This is a genomic window from Methylomonas sp. 11b, assembly GCF_000515215.1.
Lineage (GTDB): Bacteria > Pseudomonadota > Gammaproteobacteria > Methylococcales > Methylomonadaceae > Methylomonas.
In genome coordinates, this window is the sequence record NZ_KI911557.1 from 3,099,105 (window position 1) to 3,121,497 (window position 22,393).

Consider the following 22,393-nt stretch of genomic DNA (forward strand, 5'->3'; position numbering starts at 1 on the left):
CTGAATACTTAAAGTTTATTGACCTTGACTTCCGCCAAACGCAGTACCTGATCTTCGATTAAAAAGCCCTTGCGCAGTTCTTCGAGAACGACGGCGTTTTCCTGCGTAGGATCGTTGCCGACGGCGATGGTCGTCATCGTTTGCGCATCGAACGGCTTTCCGACGCAATCGATGGCAAACACCCACCGGCGTTGCAGCATTTGTTCCAGGCGCTTCAAGGTGATTTCCTGGCCTTCGCCAATGCTGGCGACGAAGCGCACGTCCTGCTGTTTGGAATGCCGGAACAAACCATCGACCGGCCGATAATTTTGCAAGGCCCGATAGCCGGCATCGAGCCGGTCGTAAATATCCAGCCATTCCAGCAGCATAGCCCGCTCGACGTCTCGGCGTTGTTGTTGCAGGCGTTCGTTGGCTTTCGCCAGTTCGCCAGCCAGAGCTTGGTTGTCGGCTTTCAAGGTTTCGACGGCATCGCTCAAGCTGTCCAGCGTGGCCTTGAATTGCCGCGACTCGGCCTTGACTTCGGTTTTCAGGCCGGCCAGATCGCTGAATAACGCGGTCAAATCCGGTTGGTCGACCGAGGTCAAATGGGCAAAATCGGTTTCCTGTAGATAGTGCTGCAAGGCTGCCAGCAATTCGTCTTGCGGGGTTTCCGTGGTCATGATGGCGTTTTAGCGAGTTTGGCGAGCGGTTTTTCGATGGAAATCGTGCTCAACAGTTTTAAAAAGTCGTCCGCAGCCATCGGCCCAATGGCATCGTCTCGGCTAAAGGCTTGCTCTAGCAGCGCATCGAATTGGACGCTGGGAACATGAAATAGTGCGTGGCGCAGGCGGCAGTCTTCGTCCTTGATCGCATCGTAGGCATCTTGAATCTGCCGAAAGCGCGCGGGATCGCGGTCGGGCGGATTGTCCTTGACCCGCTGCAAATAGGCTTGTTTGATGTCGGCGTCGGCGGCCTGTTCGGACACACCCAGAATACGGTACGGTGAAATCATCGGTACTCAATTGAAAGGCAATGAATATTGCGGGGAGTTATGCTCGAAACGCGCGAGGATGTCGTCGAAACCGACGCCGATCTCGATCTTAAGTTCCTCCGCGCCGGCGAGTATAGCCACCGACCAAAGGAAATCCTGGTTCATAAACAAGATCGCCAGCCGTTGCTGGCCGAGCTGTTCGCCATATTCACGCATAATTTGGGCGGTGAAAAAATCGGGGCCGCGCTTGCGTATGATTTCCTCGATTTTCTTTTCGATGCGCTTGAACATGGCATCCGGAATGGGGCCGAACAAATCCTCTATCGGATCGTCGCTGATGGGCGGCTGGTCGAAGTCCTCAGCTTCATCTTCGAGCGGCTCGGGAGCGCCGCTGGCCCGCTCAAGCAGGCGCTCGATCAACCCGGCAGTCTTATTGTCGTTATCCACCCGCGCGTCTTCCAAGGCGATTTTCAAGCGGTATAAGCTCATGAAGTCCAAGTGGCTGGCATCGCCTTGGCATTCGGCCAACGTCCGGTAATACATCCAGGCTGGCGCGTGCCGGCGGGCCTGAGCTGCTTTGGCGCAGTGCTTCAATAGCTCGAAATGACCGATGGCCTCCAAAGCCTGGCACCAGGATAACAATAACGCTTCGTGCTCCAACAGCCATTCCACCGACTTTTTCAGCGGCGCTTTGACTTTATCCAAGGCTTTGAACAACAAGCTTCTATCGTCCAATTGCTCATCGTAATAATCGAGCGACGCGATCAGCCGCTGCAATTGCGGGGCTGACAGCAGATAGTCCTTAAACGCCGGCAGCGCGCGGCTAATCCCCTGCGTCGGCAGCTCCAATAGACCGGCTTCGATCTGCGCCTGAAAATGCATGTTGACCGGATCGTCATGCAAAGTAGCCAAAGTATCGACGATACGTTGCAAGCCCTGGGCTTTGTCCTCGGCCTGCCACAGGTAAAAACCGCGCAACAGTTCAGCCTGGCGGCGCAGACTTTTATCGATGGTCAATTGTTCGGCCGCTTGAATTTCCTTTTCCACTAAATGAAATTTCTCGGCTTTCACCAAGCGGCGGGCATGGGCCATGTGATTCGCAAACAACAAGTGTTTAGCCAAAGTATTCACTGGATCGATCTGCAACAAAGCTTTGGCATACGCCGCAGCTTTTTTAAAGGCTTTTCTGGCCGCAGCGGATTTGGCCGCCCGCACCAGCAAATCGCTATCGTTGGGGAAACGTTGCAGACCGCGCTCCAACCAGTATGCGTACTGAGCCATGTTTGGCCGCTGTTCCTGATAAATCGTTAGCAGCTTCAGGTAACTTTGCCGGTCGTCCGGGTCGTATTCCAGGCCGTCGGCCAACATAGCCGCCGCTTCGGCGGAATAGGCCTTGTCGGCCATATGCCTGAGGATCAACGCAATTTTTCGGTCGTTGGCCGGCCGGTCTTGTTTCAGTATATCGATGCAGCGCTGCCAAAAAAAACCGGCGTCGTAGCTGTTTTCGGCTTGCTCGTGCAATAAGGCCTGCACGCGGTTTTCCTCGAACGGGTCCTTGCTGGCGAAGTGTTTGAAGTAGTCTTTTTCGCCGCCCGGATACTCGGCCAGCGCTCCCAAGCAATAGGCTTGCGCGGCATCGACGCCGAATACGTCGCGATATTGCAAAACCAGATTAAAGCGAGTTTTGGCGTCCAACTCGCCGCTGTGCTTGATCAGCGTTTCCAGTAACTGAGCTTGGCGGACGCTGAGACCTTTGGCCTGAGCAACGATGCGGCGTTGATTGTGCTCCAGGCCCGACAAGCTGGCGACGAAGTCCGCGCCGGATTGTCGGTAAGCCAAGCAGGCCTTAGCCAGCGGTTGATAGGGCGATTCGTCGGGGATCTTGGCTAACAGAGCCGGCGCTTGCTCGTTGTCCGCAACAGCCAGCAGTTGCGCTTTCAGCAGGGTACGCAAATCGCGAAACGCCGAACGGAACGGCAGTTGTTTCAGAGCCTGCTCGCCACGTTCCCGCTCGCCGTTACGATATGCCGCGAGCGCTGCGACTACCCATTCCCAATGTTTGAGCAGGGCGGAATCCTTGGGCAAATGCGGCAATAGTTCGGTACTACCGGAAACAAGCAACGCTCCCAGATATACCGAAAGCGTCGGAAACTCTTCATCCAACTGCCGCGCGTTGAAGCCATCCAGCGCCGCATAGGCTTTGCGCTCGTTTTTGCCGGCCATCAGCCATAGCACGTAAACATGCTGTGCTTGCAGCGGCATTTGCGCCTGAGCCGCGTAATTCTCCCAAAGCACGCAGGCTTCCTTGAACATGCCCTTGCCGGCCATCGCCCAGGCTCTTTGCAAATAGCAATCGGCCAAGCAACGTTGGGTTTCGGCGTCGTTCGATTGTTTTAACAATTCCTTGAATAAATCGCTCGCCTCCTTATAGCGCCCGGCGGCATAGTGCGCCCTGGCTTTTTCCGGTAAGGTCGATTCGGAGATCGCGGCGGAAATTTTCTGGATGATTTTTTTCATGGCTGTTTCGGGATTAGCCGATACTTCAAAAAGGCATTATAAAACAGCACCGGGATATACCACCTCTTAAGCTTTCTTACCCAGAATTCCATTCGATCCGAATTTTCTTGATTGGCTACTCGTGAACCATAGATGTTCACGAGCTATTGGATGTTAAGGGGAAGACCTTGTGAACCGGCTATGTGCCGAACTGACTTCTTTCAGAACCGAACCAACAAAATCGGTAGAGTCGAGATGTGGCGCGGTAGCATTAGATTTGGCTTGCTGTTGCCGTCCCTTTCGTTTGACGGTGTCCTAATAGCCTTGCCTTAACCCCGTTTCCACACCCCGCTCATCGAACCGGACTGGCAGATTTCCCGCATCCGGCTCTCGGACAAAATATCACGCGTTCGCCCACGGTTCGTCACACCCCAAGCGGCTTAGGCGTATCAAACCAAGAGTCTGATAGAGGTACGGAAGTGGATAGCCTCCGCCTGATCGCTTTCTTACCTTATACTTGTTGCGTAACCACCGACGCAACCGCGCTGCCGTGTAATTATCCAGCGCACGATAGGCGCGATTGAAGGTTCCTACCTTAAAATAGTTTGCCCAACCGCGTAGCATGCGATTCAATTTATAGATCAGCAACGTGGTGTCATGCCACGCCATTGAATAGGCCGTCAAGGCATGGATCTTTTCGACCATGCGCCTGATGCTTTTCTTCGATGGCCGGAAGCCCAAATAGACCTTACCGTTTTGCGGCCGATACTGCAGGCCAAATGTGTAACCCAGAAAGTCGAACTCATCTTCCAACACATTACAGACTCGCGTTTTATCCTCGTTTACCGTCAGCTTGATTTGCCCCATGACCTTGCGCATCCATTGCAATGCTTCTTCGGCTTTACCTCGTCGGCACAAGATCACTAGGTCATCGGCATAGGTGACAATCCGACTGCCGAGCCGCTGTTCCAGGCCCAGTTTCTTCCACGCCAGCACAAACCGTCGCATGTACAAATTCGACAGCAGCGGTGAGATAGGCGATCCCTGTGGAATACCACACCGATGATCTTTGGCCTCGGTTGTGCGCTTCGTCCGTCCTCGCTTATCGGTTTCCTCTACCGGACATTCCAGCCACATCGTGATCAGATGCAGCACACGCCGATCCACAATCCGGCGTGCTACCGACTTGAGTAGCTCGGCATGGGGTATTGTCCCAAAGTAATCTGCAAGGTCGGCATCGACGACATCCGGGTGACCGTGATAGAGATGATCCTTCACCTCGATCACCGCCTGTTGAGCATTGCGGCCCGAACGGTAAGCATACTGCTCGTCCGGCAGATCGGCTTCGAAGATCGGTTCTATTACCAGCATGGCTGCCGTCATACAGACCCGGTCTCGTAGCGTCGATAGACCTAGCGGCCTCAGTTTGCCATTCGGCTTGGGGATGTAGACTCGTCTGATGGGATCTGGTCGATAAGTTTCCTCTCTGAGCGCAAGCGCCAGTTCACCAAGCCACCGCTCCACGCCATACGCTTCTATATCCGCAAAGCTCTGACCATCCACACCCGGTGCACCCTTGTTGGCGCGGCAGCAGGCATAGGCATGCGCCAAGATGTCTTCTCGGTATAGCTTGTCGTACAGCGCATAGAAGCGATAGTCAGTTTCAGCCTTCGCTTTTGCGTGTAACGCCATCTGTAGTTTCTGAACGCTTAACGGAGTTGATAGGTTGCCCAATCTCCTGTCCTTTTCCACTTATTGCGTTGATTTTGAACTAAGGCACCTTCCCTCCACCAGCATTACCCGGCTTCCTCGGTACTACAAGCCTCTCCGCCACCCTGCAGCGCCCGGCCTGTCCCTCACGGGCATCCGGTTGGTCATCGCTGGCCACGCCACAGGGCTTCCCGTGTTGCGTGCGCTTACCTTGTGTACATGCTGTCACCACTGCCCCGGCGCAGCGACTGGAAATACTCTTCGCTCGATTTCCCAGCCGTATCAGCCTTCCCCGAAAGGGTTGTCGGGTCGGCCTGCGCATCGACCTTTTCGAGGCTTGCTCGGTGTTCACTCACATTACGGCCTGCACACTCGCTGAATCGCCTAAAGCGATCTCTTTACATCGGAGGCTCCAGCCACTTCGTTACCTCCATGACTGCTCCGATTGCTTCCGGCCGGAGCGATTTAGCCGGGTGGGTCTCTCACCCACTGGTAAAGCGCCGCCTTTGCACGGCGCACACCCTAACCGGCCAGTCAGTATGTCCGAAAGCAGTCATTAATAATCAGCTGTTTTTCAGTTAAAATCAATATATCGATCAACGACTGACATCTAAAACTATTGAGTGAATTTAAATGATAAAACAAAGATCCCTAGAACATCTAAAGCCAATACAGAAATGGCTTTCCTTATTAAGAGAAGTAGACATCAAAAATCAAGACGGTGGTAAAGGTCCTAGCAAGCCCCCCGTACCCTCACCCGGTGAGCCTCGACGTCAACCCAGCAAAGATCATGGCGGCGGCGGCGGTCGTGGCCCTGTTCGAGGTCCTACTAAATAACGCTGAGACCATGTGGCGTTTCTGGGCAATAAGAATAGTGATAAAAGTATGAATAAAAATAAACAACTAATCCGGAGGATTAGAGGCACACTAACAAAGCCCAAAAACACGATACAGCCACCTACAGGCATGTTATATACGACTCCAGACGAGGCTCTCAAGGTATTGCGGGAGGAATATAATTATTGGACGGGCAGACTGACGGATAGTAGCTTTAATTTGTCAATAGCGCTGATCGCAGCAAACTGGGCTGTATTTGGCTCTGTAGACAAAATCCTTACAAATCATTGGGCAAAAGGATCAATTGCATTGATCCTCCTTTTACTTGGTATTAATTTGATTGGTTGCAAGATACTTGGTGAATGGCACGACGAGCGTATCAAATACGCAGAAGCTAATCCTAATAGATGGCATACAGAGTTTAGTGAAACATTCGGTAAATCTAATTCTTGGCCGTTTTCTAACAAAATTATCAGTCTTAGCAAGTTACTTCGTTGGTGTAAAACATGGCTTCCACTCTTTGGAGGTGGTATGTTTCTTGTTGCGCTTTTATTGCCTTAGGAATTTAAGCCGCTACCAACACATCACCATTCAAACCGCTCTATCTGAAAAGCGCTAATGACTTCTCCTGGCCGAACTCAGCCGAATATCAAGCGCCCAACAATTGACGCCCAGGCCGCGATCGCCGAAGATCAAGGCTTTTTCTGGAGCTGTGATGAGTGACAACGACTTTATTCTCTCCGCCGCCGGGGTACGTATGCCGGGCATTATTTACGGGACGGCCTGGAAGCAGGAGCGGACCGCCGCATTAGTGGAACAGGCCATAATGCTAGGGTTTCGCGGTATCGACACGGCTTGCCAGCCCAAGCATTATCACGAGGCCGGGGTTGGCGAAGGTGTGCTGGCCGCTTGCCGCGGATTGGGTTTGCAGCGCTCCGATCTTTATTTACAAACCAAATTCACGCCCTTAAACGGCCACGATCCGCTGCGCATTCCTTACGATGCCAAGGCCAGTCTGCCCGAACAAGTCGCGCAATCCTTCCAGGTTTCGTTAAAAAATCTGCAAACCGATTATCTGGATGGCTTGGTGCTGCATTCACCGCTGGCGGATCGCGGACAGTTGCTCGAAGTTTGGCAAGCGTTGGAAGCCATCCAGCAAAGCGGCGGTGCGCGGCAGCTGGGCATCAGCAATTGCTACGATCCGGCCTTGTTCGAGTTTTTGTACGACAACGCCACAGTTAAACCCGCCGTGTTGCAAAACCGGTTTTATGCCGATACCGGCTACGATAAACAGCTGCGGGCGTTTTGCCGGCAACAGCAAATCGTCTATCAGAGCTTTTGGACGCTGACGGCCAACCCCAAAATACTGGCTGACTCGGCTGTGAAAGCCTTGGCGGAAAAATACCGGCGCGGCCCGGCGCAAATATTCTTCCGCTATTTAACGCAGATTGGCATCGTGCCTTTAACCGGCACCACATCCGCCGAACATATCCATGAGGATTTGGCTATTTTCGAGTTTGAGTTGACTAGCGCGGAATGCGCAGCAGTGGCAGCCTTGCTTTAAGCATGGTTCTACAGCGCTAAGAATCAATAGCCAAACTCCCTTCCACCTGAGCATCTCGTAAAAAGGGACAACGTTATTATTAGATATAAAACAACAGTTTATTTAGTTTTCACCCCCTCACCCCAGCCCTCTCCCGCGAGGAGAGGGGGCTTTTACTAAAGCCCAGACAGGTTGGGGAGTTTGCAATGTCTTTCCATTCATAAGGCATGTTATCAACTGATTTGCCCAGTTAACGGTCAAGGCTTTTATAATAGCGGCAACCTTGCCTCTCCAAACGCTTATTGTCATGCTGATTAACCGTTACCTGCGTAAATTCGCCTACTTATGCAGCGGGCTTTGCCTGGTGCATATGAACGTACTTGCTCAAGGCAATCCGGCGGACATCGAAGCGACCAACGAATTGCTGCCGCTAAGTTGGGAGGAACTTACCGAGCTGGAAGTATCCAGCCTGGCCCGGCAGGAACAAACGGTCAAGGACAGCCCGGCCGCGGCATTCGTCATCACTTCGGAGGACATCCGCCGCTCCGGCGCCACCAGCTTGCCGGAAGTTCTGCGCATGGTGCCTGGTATGAATGTGGCTAAAATCAACGCCTGGAATTGGGCGGTCAGCGCGCGCGGTTTTAACGATCTATATGCCAACAAGCTGCAAGTGATGATAGACGGCCGCAGCATTTATGATCCGCTGATCAGCGGGGTCTATTGGGGCCAGCAAAATCCGTCGCTGCCGGATATAGAACGCATCGAAGTGTTGCGCGGCCCCAGTGGCAGTTTGTGGGGCGCGAATGCCGTGAACGGCACCATCAACATCATCACCCGTTCGGCTCGCGATACTCAGGGCGGTTTGCTTAATGCCGGCGGTGGCACCGAGGAACGCGGCTTCGGCGGGATTCGTTACGGCCAGAGATTATCCGAATCCACCTTTCTGCGCGGCACGATCAGTACGATGGTGCGCGACGCCAGCATCGATCTGGCCGGCAGGCAAGACACCCACGACACCGGCGATACCGAAACCGCCAATTTTCGCCTGGACAGCCAACTCAGCGCCCAGGACAAACTGATGGTGGAAGCCAACGTCTCCCGCTACCGGTTGGGCGGCTACTATATCGGTAAAACCTCAACGACAGCACCGCTGTGGCAAAACGACGACTTTGGTCGGGACGGCGTGACCGGCAGTTTGCAGGGCAATTGGTCTCATCGCACCGACAGCGGCCACGACTGGCGACTGAATATGGCGTTTACCCAAACCGAATGGCAATTGGCGGTGAATCGGATGAGCCGCTCGCATTACGATCTGGATTTTCAACACACCCTGCCGGCCATCGAAAACCATAAGCTGATGTGGGGTTTGAATTACCAAAACATCGACGATAGTTTCGACAATACGCTCACCCTGGGTTTCGAGCCGAATCAACTCACTCAATATAATGTCGGCGTGTTTCTACAAGATCAAATCGGCTTGACCGACGATCTGACCCTGACGCTGGGCAACCGGGTGGAGCATTTCACCTTCACCGGCTGGGAAACCGAACCCAACGCCCGGCTACTGTGGACGCCCAACAAACAACACAGCGTGTGGGCGGCGGTGTCGCGAGCCGTGGTGTTGCCGAATCGGGCCCAACACAGCATTCGTTTGTTCAAACAAATCCCGAACACCAACCGTTTTTTCGAAGCCAAAGCCAATCCGGACATGCTGACCGAAAATCTGCTGGCCTACGAATTGGGTTGGCGCTGGCAAATCTCCAATAATCTGGATGTCGATAGCGCCTTGTTTTACAACATCTACGACCGGATGCAAGGCACCAAATTCACAGGCGTCACCTATAACGACCCGATATTCGGCAATATCAAGCAGGCCACCGTGGCCAATTACCGGCAGGTGGACAGTTACGGCCTGGAATTGGCTGTCAATTATCGGGTAAACCACGATTGGCGCCTGCAAGCGTCTTACAGCGCCAACCAATTCTCGGTCAATTACGATAAAAACCAGCCCTGGTTTCGCGATCCGCTCACCGAAGAACATTTCAATCCGCAACACAATGTTTCGCTGCGCTCTTTGTACAACCTGACCAGCGAAATCGAACTGGATGCCTGGGCACGGTACGTCGATGAACTGTATATCGATAGACGCAGCATTCCGGCCTATATCTCACTGGACTTGCGGCTGGGCTGGCATCCGCACAAAAATCTGGAGTTATCGATAAGCGGGCAAAATCTGCTGGATGATCAACATCCTGAATTCAGCGACGTGCTTTACATACCGGTCGCCAGCCAGATTCAACGCGGCTATCTGGCGCAAATATCCTGGCATTTTTAAGACGGTTGATTGCGCCAATGCGTCTGCACACCCTTTTGCTACTCAGTGTCTGCGTTTGGTTCGCCGGTTTCGCGCACGCGGAGGAAAATAGCCAAAGCCGCGAGTTTCAATTAAAGACTGCCTATTTGTTCCATTTTGCAGAATTGGCGCAATGGCCGACGACCAAGCCGGTGACGATTTGTTTGCACGGTCACAGCTTGTTACGCGCCTATCTGCCGGTGTTGGAAGGCCAGCAAATCAACGGCAGTGCGGTTCATGTCAATCTAGCCGACGCCCCCGACATCGCCCAATGCAGCATCTTATTTCTAAGCGACTTGGCCGGGTTAACGCCGGTTTTGACCGAGCAAGCTAGACAACATCATGTGTTGTTGGTCGGCGACGTAGAAAACTTCGCTAACCACGGGGGTATGGTGCAATTTACGTTACGCGACAACAGGTTAAAACTGGTGGTAAATTTAGCGGCGGTGAAATCAGCCGATTTAAAGCTGAGTTCGAAATTACTGCGGATGGCCGAAATAATAGAATGACAGCGTCAACAGATCCTCGCATTTCCATCAGCCGCAAGCTCGGTAAAATCCTGCGAGTGATGGTCATGTTAAGCCTGATGGTGGCGACGGTATCGCTGTCGATTCGCGAATATTCGGCTTTACAGCAGACCATCGGCCAGAAACTGACCTTGACCGCCAATATGATCGGCCAAAACAGCAGTTTTGCCTTGTTGTTCGACGATAATCAAACCGCCCAGGAAGTACTGGACGCGCTGGCCCACGATCCGGACATCATCGCCGGGCAAATCCAAACCCCCAGCGGCGTCACGCTGGTCCGTTATGAAAAACCCGCCACCAATTGGCATGGCTGGTGGCCAACCTGGCTGTCGAAAACTCGGCAGATCACGCAGCCGATTTTGCATAAAAATAAACAGATTGTCGGCCACATTACCTTGGTTGCCGATCTGAAACGCTCCTACCACTCCTTGCTGTTCAATACCCTGATTAACACCGGTATTATCTTGATCGCCTTGAGTGTAGTGGCCTTGTATGTGCAGCGCTTGCAGCGTTCGTTTTTAGGCCCGTTGTTGAAATTGGCCAATACCGCGCGGCAAATTGAAAAAGATCACGATTACAGCCGGCGCTCGGATTATTCCGGTAACGACGAAATCAGCGATTTGGCCGAAGCCTTTAATAATATGCTGGCACAAATCCAGGCGCACGAGACCGATTTGGAAAGCCAGGTGCGAAGCCGCACGCAGGAGCTTGAGCTTGCCAAACGGGATGCGGAGTCCGCCAATCAGGCCAAGGGCCAGTTTCTAGCCAATATGAGCCATGAAATTCGCACGCCGATGAACGCAATTGTCGGCTTGGTGGAACTGTGCCTGAATAGCGAACTGAGCTTTAAACAGCGCGAGTATCTGAAACGGGTGGAGTCGTCCGCGCATTCCTTGATGACGCTGATCGGCGACATTCTGGATTTCTCCAAAATGGAAGCCGGCAAGATGCAGATGGAGACCATCCCTTTTTTGCTGGAAGAAATGCTGGAGCATGTGTTTTCCACGATGCTGCAACTGAGCGCCAACAAGGGGATTCAACTCATCAGGCCGCCGGCCGGGCCGGAGTATCATGCGGTAATCGGCGACCCGCAACGGCTGCGGCAGGTTTTAATTAATCTGATCGGCAACGCCATCAAGTTTACCGAACACGGCGAGGTAGTGGTCAGCTTCAGCGAAATCAGCCGCGACGCTCACTCGGTGCGTCTGCAATTTGCGATCAGCGACACCGGCATCGGCATCACCGCCGAACAGCAAACCAAGCTGTTCCAGGCCTTTAGCCAAGGCGACAGCAGCGTAACCCGCAACTACGGCGGCACCGGCTTGGGCTTGATCATCTCTAAACAATTGATAGAGCAGATGGACGGCAGTATAGAAGTCAGCAGCGAACCCGGCATAGGTTCCACCTTTACCTTTAACGTGCTGCTGGGGGCTACCGATCTTAACACCATCCGCAATTTCCAAATTCGCCGTCACCACGCCAGCTTAGACATCGGTAAATTGGCGCGACTGCATGGGCGACGGGTGTTGCTGGTGGAAGATAACGAAATCAATCGCATCGTCGCCATCGAGCTGTTGGAACAAGCGCAATTACAGGTGGATATTGCCGAAAACGGCGAACTGGCCTTAGATAAGTTACGGCATAACGACTACGACTGCGTGCTGATGGATGTACAGATGCCGGTCATGGACGGCTATCAAGCGACCCGGCTGTTGCGGCAAATCCCGGCTTGCCGCGACCTGCCGATCATTGCGATGACCGCCAACGTGATGCACGGCGATCATCAACACTGCCTGGCGGCTGGCATGAACGACTTCATCGGCAAACCGATTCTGCCGGCCACGCTTTACGAGGCCTTATTGAAATGGATTAAACCCGTTGCCGACCAGCCTTTGGACATCGGGTAGCGTTAATCAACGCCCTATCTACCCCACGGCATAATCGGCACAGTCGATACGCTATTGGCCGGCGCGCCTTCGATCACTCGCCGGCTAATCGCCAGATAAACCAGGGTGTTGTGCTTGGCATCCCACAAACGGGTAATGTTGGTGGACTTGAAAAACAGCGAGGTGCTTTCCGAAAACACGGTTTCTTCGGAGCCCAGTTTAGCCGGCAATGTGATCGGGCCGATTTGCCGGCAAGCCAAGGAAAATTCCGACGGATCTTCCGACAGACCCAAGCCGCCGGAAATCCCGCCGGATCTCGCTTGACTGATATGGCAAATCACATTGGGGATTTTCGGATCTTCGAACACATCAACGCAAACCTTGTGATTGGCGCCGATCAGTTTCCACGCGGTGGTCACGCAACCCACTTCATCGGCCTGCGCCACGCCGGCCAGTGTCAGCAACAAGCCGCAGCATAAGCGGCCGCCACGTTTTAAGGATGTTTTCAGCATAAATTTCTCGCAGACAATGAGTTGATCGGAATGGACGGGCTCAGGGTAACAAGCGCCAGTCGCTAAAACAAGCCGCCTGACCGACATAGCGTTGCGCGCTATCATAAACATTCCACACCACAGCCCGCTCGATCAAAAAGCGCTTGCCGGATTTGGCGATACGCACCCCGGAATAATGGTCGATATAACCCTGGCTGGCGACTTGATTCAGCAAACGTTCGCGCTCCTCGCGGTTCACCGGTTCCGCCGAGAAACGCGAAGGCATGCCGATGAATTCCGGCCAAGGTAGCTCGAATAAATTCTGCGCGGTTTGGTTGGCGTAATTGAATACAGGATCGGCGTCGGTGTTATGCGACAGCAAAACAAAATCAGCTTGATAGGCTTGCTGACCAAGCGACAAAGCTGAAGATTCTTCTAATAGCGGTCTACCCAATAAACGCCGATAGCTGTCCACTAACAATTGGATATGGGTTTCGTAAAAATCGTTTTCCCGGCTGGGTGCTGGCAAATCAAGCATGGCTATCCGTTACACACCGGGATGGTAAAGTTCTTTTTTATAAACCGCGCTGATTTGCCGGCCGTCCCACACATAACAATAATGCGCGCCTTGTTTGACCGGCGCCAGCAAGCGCGGTTTAAACACCGCCACACATTCGCCGCCCACCGCCCGCACGCTGGAATAGACGATCCCGTCCGCGCCGTCCGCTCGCAACTGCCGGGCCAAAGCCTGCGCGGCAGCATAATTGCCGGTGTCGGCATCGTAAATTTCCGGCAATTCGGTTTGCCGGCCGCGAATGTCGTGCAAATCGGCATTCAAATCTGATGCATAACTGCGCATGTCGATGTCAATCGGTGCCTGTTGGGTCGCAGCCAGAAACCGGCTGCGATGAAAACAGGTCTCAGCTATCGCGGTATCGATGTCCTTGGCGGCGTAATACACGCCATAACTGCCGTCGCAAAACCGGCTGCCTTCTGGATTGAGGTGAGTGAACGCCGCCATGATGGGCGTAGTCCCCGGCCCTGCAATCCGGTCCGCCGCGGCGACTAAGCTGATTTCACCGGCTTCGTCGCGCAAACGGTCGTTAGTCAGCGCTTCGATGGCAAACACCACGTCCAGGTCAGCCGGGTCTGCGACTCTGTCGAACAAACCTGCCGGCGGAAACCGGCTGGGCACCAAGCGCCAGCAGGGTCGCCAGTCTATCCGACTGATTTTGGCAGGCAACATTAGGCCCAACCGCACTGCGCATCCAGATACTGGCGCACCACATATAAATCCGCCACTCGGCCGGACAGCATGCGTTGCAACGCGGTTTGCCCGGAAAACAGCGCGGCCTGATTGGCTTGGTGCAACCAGCCGTCCGCCGCTTCGGCTTTGGGCAGTAAAATCTGCAAGGCTTTGTAAATCCCAAAGATATAAGACAGCCTTTCCAGTTTATCGGCGTTAAGACTGGCGCTTTCCGGGTTTTTCTTCCATTTAAAATAAGTGCTGCGCGAATCCAATCCCAGCAACACCATGGCCTGTTCGACATTCAGCCGCCAGATGTCGGCGATATTGAAAAAGGTACGCAAAGCTGCGCCCGCCACCATGGCGCTATCGGCGGGTAATTGCGCATGAGCGGTTGACAACATAAACCCTCCAAACAACTTATCTAAACTTTATTTTAAAATAAGTCTATTTGTGGACTTTGTCAACCTAGCCTTGGGCCATCCCCCATGAGCTAACGATAGTTTTGCATCAGTGTCGATCCAATCTCGATAGCCAGGCCGCCCTAGCCACCAAAATCGTCGCGGTTAGAAAACCGACCGTCGTCAATGTAAAACTGATGCCGGCCTGAATCGGGAAGTGCGGTTCGACCGGTAAAGCCGTGGCATCTGGCTTCGCCGCCAAGCCTCTCAATAAAAATGACAACGGGTTGAAAAACGCCCCAAAGCAACAGGCGCTCACCACCCATATCGGCGGCGTGACCGCATACTGTCGAAACAATAAAAAGAAAATGAACAGAAACTGGGCCATCATCAAGTAATCGATGTGGGCGCGGATGATGTCGGCGCGCTCGACCAGATGACCGGCCAGCACACCGTCGGGAAAAAACAGCGTGATGCCTAACACCCAGGCAATGCTCAAGGCTATCGCCAGACACAATATCGCAAACGCCAGCAAAAAGACGTTTGCCATGGGTTCGGGTGGAAATTTTTGATTGCTCATGTTTATCCTCGTTTTAAAAGGGACTTAGTCCAGGTTATCGAATGCCGCCAAGGGCAAACGCCCGAACCCCGTTGCCAAGCGCAAGCGCGTTGACTAGACTGGCCGGACGCCACAAGGAGCATAAACAATGACCGATACCTCTCGCTTGTATGAACGTGCTGCGGTAATCGCCAATCCGTTCGACGCGCTGTGGGACATCAGCGACGGCCGCACGTTTTTTTGCGGCCCGCTGTATTACAACGCCAACCATCAACACGGTGCCCCGGTGTTTCTGGCCGGACTGTATGGCAAGTTTCGTTTGAAAATAGCGGGTAGCGATTGGCTGTCTTGCCGTACTGCGGTGATTCCGGCCGGTGTGTGGCACGAGCTGGATGTGGGCGGCGATCCGCTGGCGGTGTTTTACATCGAACCGACCATTGCCGGCGTCGAAGCACTACTGCCCTTGACCCGCAACACCCGCTCGGTCAACGGCGCTTTGGTGGGTTACGGCGGTGAAATCGCCTTCATGCGCGATCTGTACGAGGCTCGTTACGATCCGCATTGGAGCGCGCAGCCCTTAGCCGATTTGCTGGATTTTTCGAAACGCCGGTCTCAAGCCGACAGCTTAGACCCACGCATCAGCCAAATCGTCGAATTTTTATTCACGCAAGGCGACGACCTGACTTCGGTGATTACGCTGGCCGCAAACGTGGGGTTATCCGCGTCCCGGCTACAACATCTGTTCAGCCAGCAGATCGGCGTGCCGTTTCGCCGTTATCGCAGCTGGAACAGAATGCGACAGGCCATACAACAAGTGATCAAGGGCCACAACTTCACGACCGCCGCCCATTCCAGCGGGTTTTCCGATTCCGCCCATTTCAGCCACGAATTTCGTAAGACCTTCGGCGCCGCGCCCACCGTAGGCCTGCATAATTTGGCGCGGCTGCAACGCTAACTCAAGCAACCTCTCTAACCAGACCTGCCAAAATCCGTAAGCCCAGCTCGGCCTGTCCAGCGTCGGCGTGACTGAAATTCAGACGCAGCTGGCCGCAGGCCTGCACATCCATCGGTAGGAAAGGTTCGCCGGGCATGAAGGCCACGCCGGCTTCGATAGCCTTGGGCAACAGTTTGCGAGTGTCGATTTGACGGTTCAGCGTCAGCCAGAAAAATAAGCCACCGGGCGGCGTTTGCCAAACGGCCAGATCGGAAAAATGCCGGCGTAGCGCGGCTTCAAACGCATCGCGGCGCTGGCGATAATGTCCGGCCAGTTCCACTAGCTGCTGGCTGCGATCTTGATCGTTCAGCTGTTGCAGCACCAACCATTGGCTGATGCGATTGCTGTGTAAATCGGCAGCCTGCTTCAGCCGGGTCAAAAAAGGCATTAATTCCGGCGACGCCACCAGATAGCCCAGGCGCAAGCCCGGCGCCAGACTTTTCGAAAACGATCCCTGGTAAATCCACGGCGCGTGCCGCAACAGAGCACACACCGGCGTGCGCTCGCAGTCGTCGTATACCAGATCGCGGTAAGGGTCGTCCTCGAACAAAGGAATATTCGCTGCATCGCAGGCAGCGGCCAAGGCGGCACGTTCCGATGCATCCAGGCAGCGGCCGCTGGGGTTCTGAAACGTGGGTATCGCATAGGCAAACGCCGGCTTTTCCCGCTTAAAAGTATCCAGACCGGGATCACCGGCATCGTAAGACACAAAACGGGCGCCGAAAAAGCGAAACACCTGCAATGCCGCCAGATAAGTTGGCGCTTCCACGGCTACCGGCGTGCCGGGATCGATGAATAACTTGGCGACCAAATCGATGCCTTGCTGCGACCCTGACAAGATCAACACTTGTTCAGCCGAACATTCGACGCCCAGGCTTTGCATGTCTTCGGCAATCCGCTCGCGCAATTCCGCTTCGCCTTCGCTGGCGCCGTATTGCAGCATGTGCTGCGGCATGGCTTGCAGGTTGAATTGCGGAAAACTTTCCAACGATGGTAAGCCGCCGGCAAAGGAAATCATGCCGGGTCGGTCGACAACAGCCAGGATTTCGCGGATCGGCGACGGATGCAGGTCTTGGGTACGAGTGGAAAAGCGGATAGGATGTTGCAGTAAAAATGAGTTCATGGCGAGCGCTGATAAATGTCAATAAAGTTGACCTATAGCCATGCTAATAGCTCCCTGCCTATAATGTCAACATGCTTGACCAATTAACTCACATCAATAATCCTTCCCTTGATGCAACACAGACGCCGGACATGCGCGAAGCCGCGTTGCGCTTGGCTATCGAACAGTTTTACTTCGGCTATCGCGCCTTTACCGTACAGCCAGACCGCATCCTGGCTGAGCGTGGACTGGGGAGAGTGCATCACCGGATCTTGTATTTCGTCGGCCGCAATCCGCGGATTTCCGTGAACGCGTTATTGGCCATGCTCAGCGTCAGCAAACAAGCCTTGAACGCGCCGCTGCGGCAGTTAATGGACATGCAGTTGGTCATGATAGACACCGCCATGCACGATAAGCGGGTCCGCGAACTCAGCTTAACGCCGGCCGGCGCGGAATTGGAAGCACAACTGACCGGCACGCAAATGCAACAGCTGCAAACGGTATTCACACATGTCGGCGCCAAGGCCGAAGCCGGCTGGCATCAAGTGATGCGTAGCTTGAATGCACAAGGTTGACCAGCGATGCGCGAGAGAATCGACGCCATCTACCAAAGCGAATCTCGCCACGTACTGGCAACCTTGATCCGACTGCTCGGCGATTTCGATGTGGCCGAGGAAGCGCTCCACGATGCGTTTCGGGCTGCGCTCGAACAATGGCCGCGCGACGGCGTACCGGCCAATCCGCGCGCCTGGCTGGTCTCGGCCGGCCGCTTCAAGGCCATTGATGGTATGCGCCGGCAAGCCCGCTTCGACGTGCTGGAAGATGCCGATACTTTGGCCGATCCGTCCAGCGAAACGGACGACACCGATGACGAAGGCCTGGAAGACGACCGCCTGCGGCTGATCTTTACCTGTTGCCATCCAGCGCTGTCCCCGGATGCCCAAGTCGCATTGACGCTACGCGAAGTTTGCGGCCTGGCGACCGAGGAAATCGCCCGCGCCTTCCTGACGCCGACACCGACGCTGGCGCAACGCATCGTCCGCGCCAAAACCAAGATCCGCGACGCCCGCATCCCCTATCAGGTGCCATCGCCATTAGAACTCCCACAACGCCTCGATTCGGTGTTACGGGTAATTTATCTGGTGTTCAACGAAGGCTACTCCGCTTCGTCCGGCAACGCGCTAACCCGGCACGATTTATCGGAAGAAGCGATACGCTTGGGACGCTTACTGGTCGAATTACTACCGGAGCCGGAAGCCCAAGGCTTATTGGCGTTGATGCTGCTGCACGAATCCCGCCGCGCCGCCAGAACCGGCGCCGACGGCGAACTGATTTTGTTGGACGACCAAGACCGCAGTTTGTGGGACAGGGAACGCATCGCGGAAGGCTCGGCACTGGTGCAGCGGGCCGTGGTATCACAGCGCTATGGCCAGTACGCCGTGCAAGCCGCCATCGCTGCAGTGCATGCCAACGCCAGCCATGCCGCCGCGACGGATTGGCCGCAAATCGTCGCGCTCTATGAAGTCTTATTACGTATTGATGCTTCGCCGGTGATCGAATTAAACCGGGCCGTGGCGATAGCAATGCGGGATGGACCGGCGGCCGGGCTGGCTTTGATCGATGCGATTTTACAGAACGGTGACCTTAGCGATTATCACCTGGCGCACGCGGCGCGGGCTGACTTGTTCCGGCGTCTGGGAAGAACCGACGAAGCGATCGCAGCTTACGAGCAAGCCCTGACTTTGACACGCCAGGAACCGGAACGGCGCTTTTTGGCGCGAAGATTGCGGGAAATCCGTGTCGAGTGACACCATTAGTGAAACATGGGCGCTTGATTTTAAAGTGTTATTTCATTGTTTTAGTCACGCGCCATACCCACTTTCTGACACAACAAATGAAAAGTTTCGCGCCGCGCCATTCTGATAGAGCAAGTTCGGCCAAAGCCCCCTTACTTAAAAAGGTGCCATCCGCCATGAAATTGCGTCGATTGAAGTCGGGCCATTGTAGCCTCGATGCAGCGTTAGTGGAATCGAGGGCGTAGGCCTGCCGGCCATCAAACCCACATCGGCAATTAAAAGAAGCTGGCCTTCGAAACCTCGATTCCATCGAGGCTACTTGCTAATTGCCCGTGGATCAAACAAGTAGAGCTCAGACAATCTCATTATGAAGAAATAATTACTATTTGTAATTCATGCGTTTAGGTTCAAAGTATTGCCTATAATGAGGCCTGCCAATCTCGCCGCGTTGGCACAGCGGCATCAATACAAAACGAATCGCAGCATTCGGTATCGACAAGTTGGTATAAATGCATTAATAATCGATTAGTTGGAAGAAAAAATAGACTTATGACCACCGCCAACATCAACACGACCATGCTGACCTGGGCGCGCGAGCGCTCCGGCGTCACCGTGTCTGAATTTGCCCGGAAGTGCGGTGTCAGCCTAGACAAGCTCAGCGAATGGGAGTCCGGCCACCGCTCTTTGACCTTTAAGCAGGCTATGACTTACGCCGAAAAGGCACATATCCCATTCGGCTATTTGTTCCTTGCCCAGCCTCCAATCGACGAATTGCCTATTCCCGATTTAAGAACGATCGAGGGCCAAACCAACCGGAGACTCAGCGCGGAATTGCTCGATCTGATCAAGCTGATGCAACAGCGCCAGGAATGGTACAAAGACTATTTGCAACAGCATCTTGTCGGTCCAAATCCTATCGTTGGCCGCTTTGCCGTCAAAGATGGGGTAACCGCCATCGTGCGCGACATTCGCACCGAACTCGGCGTCGGCAATCACCCGCAACGCGGCAACTGGGAAGATTATTACCGCGATCTGGTCAACCGTATCGAGTCTGTAGGGGTGTTGGTGATGCGCCAAAGCGATGTGGGCCACTACACGCGACCATTGCGCGTCGAAGAGTTTCGAGGTTTTGCAATTGCTGACAATTACGCGCCGATCATTTTCGTCAACCATGCCGATGCCTTGGGCGCACGGCTGTTCACCCTGGTCCACGAACTCTGCCATATCTGGATCGGCCAGTCTGGCATTTCCGACGCTAGCACGCAAACCCATCGGGCAGAAGAGATTCTTTGTAATGCGGTAGCCGCCGAGTTTTTAGTCCCGGCCACCGAATTTCAGACCATATGGAGGCATGGTCTGGACAACTGGCAGTCCAATTTGGCGACTTTGGAATCGCATTTCCACGTCAGCACGTGGACCTTGGCGCGCCGCGCGCTGGCTTTAAACTACATAACTCAGGACGAATACCAGCGTTATATCAACGCCCAGCAAGCGGCTTATCGGGATCGCGACGACAGCGGCGGCCCCGGTTATTACCGGACCAAAAAAGCCCAGATTAGCCAGCGTTTTTCCCGCGCGGTCGTCAGTGAGGCTCTCAGCGGTCAACTTTTACTCCGCGAAGCTAGTCAGTTATTGGGCGGTATCAAACCCGACAAAATCGCCACCTTTGCCAAGGAGTTGGGCGTTTGAAATATCTTCTCGATTCCAATACCTACATTCAAGCCAAGAATTTCTATTACGGCATGGACATCTGTCCTGCTTATTGGGATTGGCTGGATCGGCAATTTCAAGCGGGTTTGGTCGCCAGTGTTCAGATGATAGGCAAGGAACTTAAAGACGGTCACGACGAACTAGCCGCATGGGCCAAGGCGCGATCAGAACACTTCATCAACAACGACGACACCGAAACCCAGTCGGTGTTTTCCGAAATTGTTCAAAGTGTCGCAGCCGGCGACTATAACCCCGGCAATCGCGACAACTTCTTAGCAAAAGCCGATCCCTGGCTCATCGCCAAAGCTAAAACCCTTGGGGCAACGGTGGTCACCCACGAAGCCTTGGTTGCACCGAACACCAAGAAAGTCAAAGTTCCCAACATTTGCCTGCAATTCGGTGTGCCTTGCCTGGACACGTTTCAGTTTCTGCGGGAATTGAATGCGCGGTTTGTTTTGGAACACTAAAGCAAAATGCACTGAGTTGTGACAATCGGCAATCGAAGAATAGTTATCTGGCTTGGCCGGCTAAATACTGCATTTCTTTAGCCCCGCTGAGGTAATGACAATGGAATTCCGCCAGGCTTGGCTCGGAGGCAGTTTTCTCTACATAACCGTTCAACACCGGCAGTTGCTGCTGAGCAATCTGCTGGGCATTGGGATGGCGAATCGCGGTCAAAAATGACGACAGGCTGGTCACCACTTGTCCGCCTTTGGGTTTAAGCGACACTTTGGCCAGACTATCGACCAACTGCGGCGTGTACTTCAACATATAGTCCGCATAGCGGCGAATCTGCGGAATCTGATCCTCCAGTTCCTGGCGTTCCGCATCAAAGTCCTCGCGAAACACGATTTTTTTGTCGGCAAACACCAACGGCGCAGACTCTGAAGTATCGCAGGCCCAACCAGGTTGCGGCGTTAATAGCTCGGCTTGAAATTGCTCGTCCCGATACGGATAAAACGGCATGGTTCGGCAACGCGCGGGTTTATCGGTGTGAATGCCGCACAGATTATCGGCCGCCAGCGCCGGACACGGAAACGACGGCGGAATATAGGCAGTCGGCACAATCAATACCGCTAATTCTTTCCTGTTAGCCAGTTTTATCGTGGCTCCTAGCTGGGACACCATCGTAAAGTCTTTACCGCCTTGCCGCACCGGCGTCCAGACCATGGCTAATGGGAAGCGGTCCGCATACTTAAACGCATCGTTTACTGTCAGTGGCAATTGTCCATAACAGCATTTGCCGCACGCGGTACAGTGAAAACGCTGCGTCATTCCTGCTCTAATTCAGTCGTGGTACCGCAGCATTTTTTGGCTTTTTTGCCCGACCCGCACGGACAGGGGTCGTTACGGCCCACTTTGCTGACTACCCGCTGCGTGACTTTGGGATTGAGATCGCCGCTGACATACAGCCACTCGCCGTTTTCGCGGCGGAAACTAGCTAACTCGGTTTGCACCAAATCCTGTTTGTCGCGGCGAAATTTTATGGTGAATTCGACTTGCGCCGTATCGCCGATTTCCGTGGCATTGCGAATTTCCAGGCTGCGCCACTCGCATTCTTCCGCCATGCGCTCGGCTTCCGCTCGATTGAAATCCTCCTTAATTTCCGGGGCGTGGGTACGCTCGATATGATCCAGCTTCCGTTGTACGAAAGCCGTGTAACGTGAACGCATCAAGGCTTCGGCGGTGGGCGCCGGCACACCATCGATGATAGGGCCGCAGCATTCGGCATAATCCAGTTTGGAGCCGCAAGGGCATAGCGTCATCGTTGA

General features: G+C 54.1%; 22 protein-coding genes. 10 read left to right on the forward strand and 12 right to left on the reverse strand.

Going from position 1 to position 22,393, the window contains the following annotated elements; all coding sequences use genetic code 11:
- Nucleotides 1-8: 8 nt before the first annotated feature.
- The 4 genes from METH11B_RS0114930 to ltrA all read right to left on the reverse strand — a co-directional run bounded on the left by METH11B_RS0114930 (nucleotide 9) and on the right by ltrA (nucleotide 5,158).
- Nucleotides 9-659: a nucleotide exchange factor GrpE gene (locus tag METH11B_RS0114930; protein WP_026602703.1), complete on the reverse strand. Its 651-nt coding sequence runs from the start codon at nucleotides 657-659 to the stop codon at nucleotides 9-11.
- Entirely contained in the window at nucleotides 656-991 is a 336-nt protein-coding gene (locus METH11B_RS0114935) for a J domain-containing protein (protein ID WP_020484094.1), read from the reverse strand. Before METH11B_RS0114935 ends, METH11B_RS0114930 begins: the two co-directional genes overlap by 4 nt.
- Before the next feature lie 6 nt (nucleotides 992-997).
- Entirely contained in the window at nucleotides 998-3,487 is a 2,490-nt protein-coding gene (locus METH11B_RS0114940) for a hypothetical protein (protein ID WP_026602704.1), read from the reverse strand.
- 381 nt (nucleotides 3,488-3,868) lie between these two features.
- Entirely contained in the window at nucleotides 3,869-5,158 is a 1,290-nt protein-coding gene (ltrA, locus tag METH11B_RS0114945) for a group II intron reverse transcriptase/maturase (RefSeq protein ID WP_026602705.1), read from the reverse strand.
- 903 nt (nucleotides 5,159-6,061) lie between these two features.
- Here ltrA and METH11B_RS0114955 point away from each other — a divergent pair.
- The 5 genes from METH11B_RS0114955 (at nucleotide 6,062) to METH11B_RS0114980 (ending at nucleotide 12,343) form a co-directional block, all read left to right on the forward strand.
- Nucleotides 6,062-6,574 carry a hypothetical protein gene (locus METH11B_RS0114955; RefSeq protein ID WP_026602706.1) on the forward strand — a complete coding sequence of 171 codons (513 nt, stop codon included), beginning with the start codon at nucleotides 6,062-6,064 and terminating at the stop codon, nucleotides 6,572-6,574.
- A 154-nt stretch (nucleotides 6,575-6,728) separates the two neighbouring features.
- Entirely contained in the window at nucleotides 6,729-7,577 is an 849-nt protein-coding gene (locus METH11B_RS0114960; protein ID WP_026602707.1) for an aldo/keto reductase family protein, read from the forward strand.
- Nucleotides 7,578-7,863: 286 nt separating this feature from the next.
- On the forward strand, nucleotides 7,864-9,891 hold the full coding sequence (locus METH11B_RS0114970) for a TonB-dependent receptor plug domain-containing protein (RefSeq protein WP_026602708.1): 2,028 nt from the start codon (nucleotides 7,864-7,866) through the stop codon (nucleotides 9,889-9,891).
- Between the two features lie 17 nt (nucleotides 9,892-9,908).
- Nucleotides 9,909-10,418: a YfiR family protein gene (locus METH11B_RS0114975; protein WP_026602709.1), complete on the forward strand. Its 510-nt coding sequence runs from the start codon at nucleotides 9,909-9,911 to the stop codon at nucleotides 10,416-10,418.
- A complete protein-coding gene (locus METH11B_RS0114980) occupies nucleotides 10,415-12,343 on the forward strand; it encodes an ATP-binding protein (protein WP_026602710.1) in 1,929 nt (642 codons plus the stop codon). The genes METH11B_RS0114975 and METH11B_RS0114980 overlap by 4 nt, the downstream gene beginning before the upstream one ends.
- A 14-nt stretch (nucleotides 12,344-12,357) precedes the next feature.
- Here METH11B_RS0114980 and METH11B_RS0114985 read toward each other — a convergent pair whose 3' ends face one another.
- From METH11B_RS0114985 to METH11B_RS0115005, 5 genes are all read right to left on the reverse strand, one after another.
- Complete coding sequence (locus METH11B_RS0114985; protein ID WP_026602711.1) at nucleotides 12,358-12,834, reverse strand: CreA family protein; 477 nt, start codon at nucleotides 12,832-12,834, stop codon at nucleotides 12,358-12,360.
- A gap of 40 nt (nucleotides 12,835-12,874) precedes the next feature.
- On the reverse strand, nucleotides 12,875-13,351 hold the full coding sequence (locus METH11B_RS0114990; RefSeq protein ID WP_026602712.1) for an MEKHLA domain-containing protein: 477 nt from the start codon (nucleotides 13,349-13,351) through the stop codon (nucleotides 12,875-12,877).
- 9 nt (nucleotides 13,352-13,360) lie between these two features.
- A complete protein-coding gene (locus tag METH11B_RS0114995) occupies nucleotides 13,361-14,059 on the reverse strand; it encodes an RES family NAD+ phosphorylase (protein WP_026602713.1) in 699 nt (232 codons plus the stop codon).
- On the reverse strand, nucleotides 14,059-14,463 hold the full coding sequence (locus METH11B_RS0115000) for an MbcA/ParS/Xre antitoxin family protein (RefSeq protein WP_026602714.1): 405 nt from the start codon (nucleotides 14,461-14,463) through the stop codon (nucleotides 14,059-14,061). The genes METH11B_RS0114995 and METH11B_RS0115000 overlap by 1 nt, the downstream gene beginning before the upstream one ends.
- Before the next feature lie 106 nt (nucleotides 14,464-14,569).
- A complete protein-coding gene (locus METH11B_RS0115005; protein WP_026602715.1) occupies nucleotides 14,570-15,040 on the reverse strand; it encodes a hypothetical protein in 471 nt (156 codons plus the stop codon).
- A 127-nt stretch (nucleotides 15,041-15,167) separates the two neighbouring features.
- Here METH11B_RS0115005 and METH11B_RS0115010 point away from each other — a divergent pair, with 127 nt between their 5' ends.
- The gene (locus METH11B_RS0115010) at nucleotides 15,168-15,974 is read left to right on the forward strand and encodes a helix-turn-helix domain-containing protein (protein ID WP_026602716.1); all 807 of its coding nucleotides are present in this window, start codon (nucleotides 15,168-15,170) and stop codon (nucleotides 15,972-15,974) included.
- 1 nt (nucleotide 15,975) lies between these two features.
- On the opposite strand, the gene METH11B_RS0115015 is transcribed toward METH11B_RS0115010, so the two are convergent.
- On the reverse strand, nucleotides 15,976-17,136 hold the full coding sequence (locus tag METH11B_RS0115015; protein ID WP_026602717.1) for an aminotransferase-like domain-containing protein: 1,161 nt from the start codon (nucleotides 17,134-17,136) through the stop codon (nucleotides 15,976-15,978).
- Nucleotides 17,137-17,207: 71 nt separating this feature from the next.
- Here METH11B_RS0115015 and METH11B_RS0115020 point away from each other — a divergent pair, with 71 nt between their 5' ends.
- The 4 genes from METH11B_RS0115020 to METH11B_RS0115035 all read left to right on the forward strand — a co-directional run bounded on the left by METH11B_RS0115020 (nucleotide 17,208) and on the right by METH11B_RS0115035 (nucleotide 21,088).
- A complete protein-coding gene (locus METH11B_RS0115020) occupies nucleotides 17,208-17,690 on the forward strand; it encodes a MarR family winged helix-turn-helix transcriptional regulator (RefSeq protein ID WP_197026966.1) in 483 nt (160 codons plus the stop codon).
- Nucleotides 17,691-17,696: 6 nt separating this feature from the next.
- The gene (locus tag METH11B_RS0115025; RefSeq protein WP_026602719.1) at nucleotides 17,697-18,923 is read left to right on the forward strand and encodes an RNA polymerase sigma factor; all 1,227 of its coding nucleotides are present in this window, start codon (nucleotides 17,697-17,699) and stop codon (nucleotides 18,921-18,923) included.
- A gap of 537 nt (nucleotides 18,924-19,460) precedes the next feature.
- On the forward strand, nucleotides 19,461-20,600 hold the full coding sequence (locus tag METH11B_RS0115030) for a helix-turn-helix domain-containing protein (protein WP_026602720.1): 1,140 nt from the start codon (nucleotides 19,461-19,463) through the stop codon (nucleotides 20,598-20,600).
- Nucleotides 20,597-21,088: a DUF4411 family protein gene (locus tag METH11B_RS0115035; protein ID WP_026602721.1), complete on the forward strand. Its 492-nt coding sequence runs from the start codon at nucleotides 20,597-20,599 to the stop codon at nucleotides 21,086-21,088. Before METH11B_RS0115030 ends, METH11B_RS0115035 begins: the two co-directional genes overlap by 4 nt.
- A 43-nt stretch (nucleotides 21,089-21,131) precedes the next feature.
- On the opposite strand, the gene METH11B_RS0115040 is transcribed toward METH11B_RS0115035, so the two are convergent.
- The gene (locus tag METH11B_RS0115040) at nucleotides 21,132-21,896 is read right to left on the reverse strand and encodes a YkgJ family cysteine cluster protein (protein WP_026602722.1); all 765 of its coding nucleotides are present in this window, start codon (nucleotides 21,894-21,896) and stop codon (nucleotides 21,132-21,134) included.
- Complete coding sequence (locus METH11B_RS0115045) at nucleotides 21,893-22,387, reverse strand: YchJ family protein (protein ID WP_026602723.1); 495 nt, start codon at nucleotides 22,385-22,387, stop codon at nucleotides 21,893-21,895. Before METH11B_RS0115045 ends, METH11B_RS0115040 begins: the two co-directional genes overlap by 4 nt.
- Between the last annotated feature and the right edge of the window lie 6 nt (nucleotides 22,388-22,393).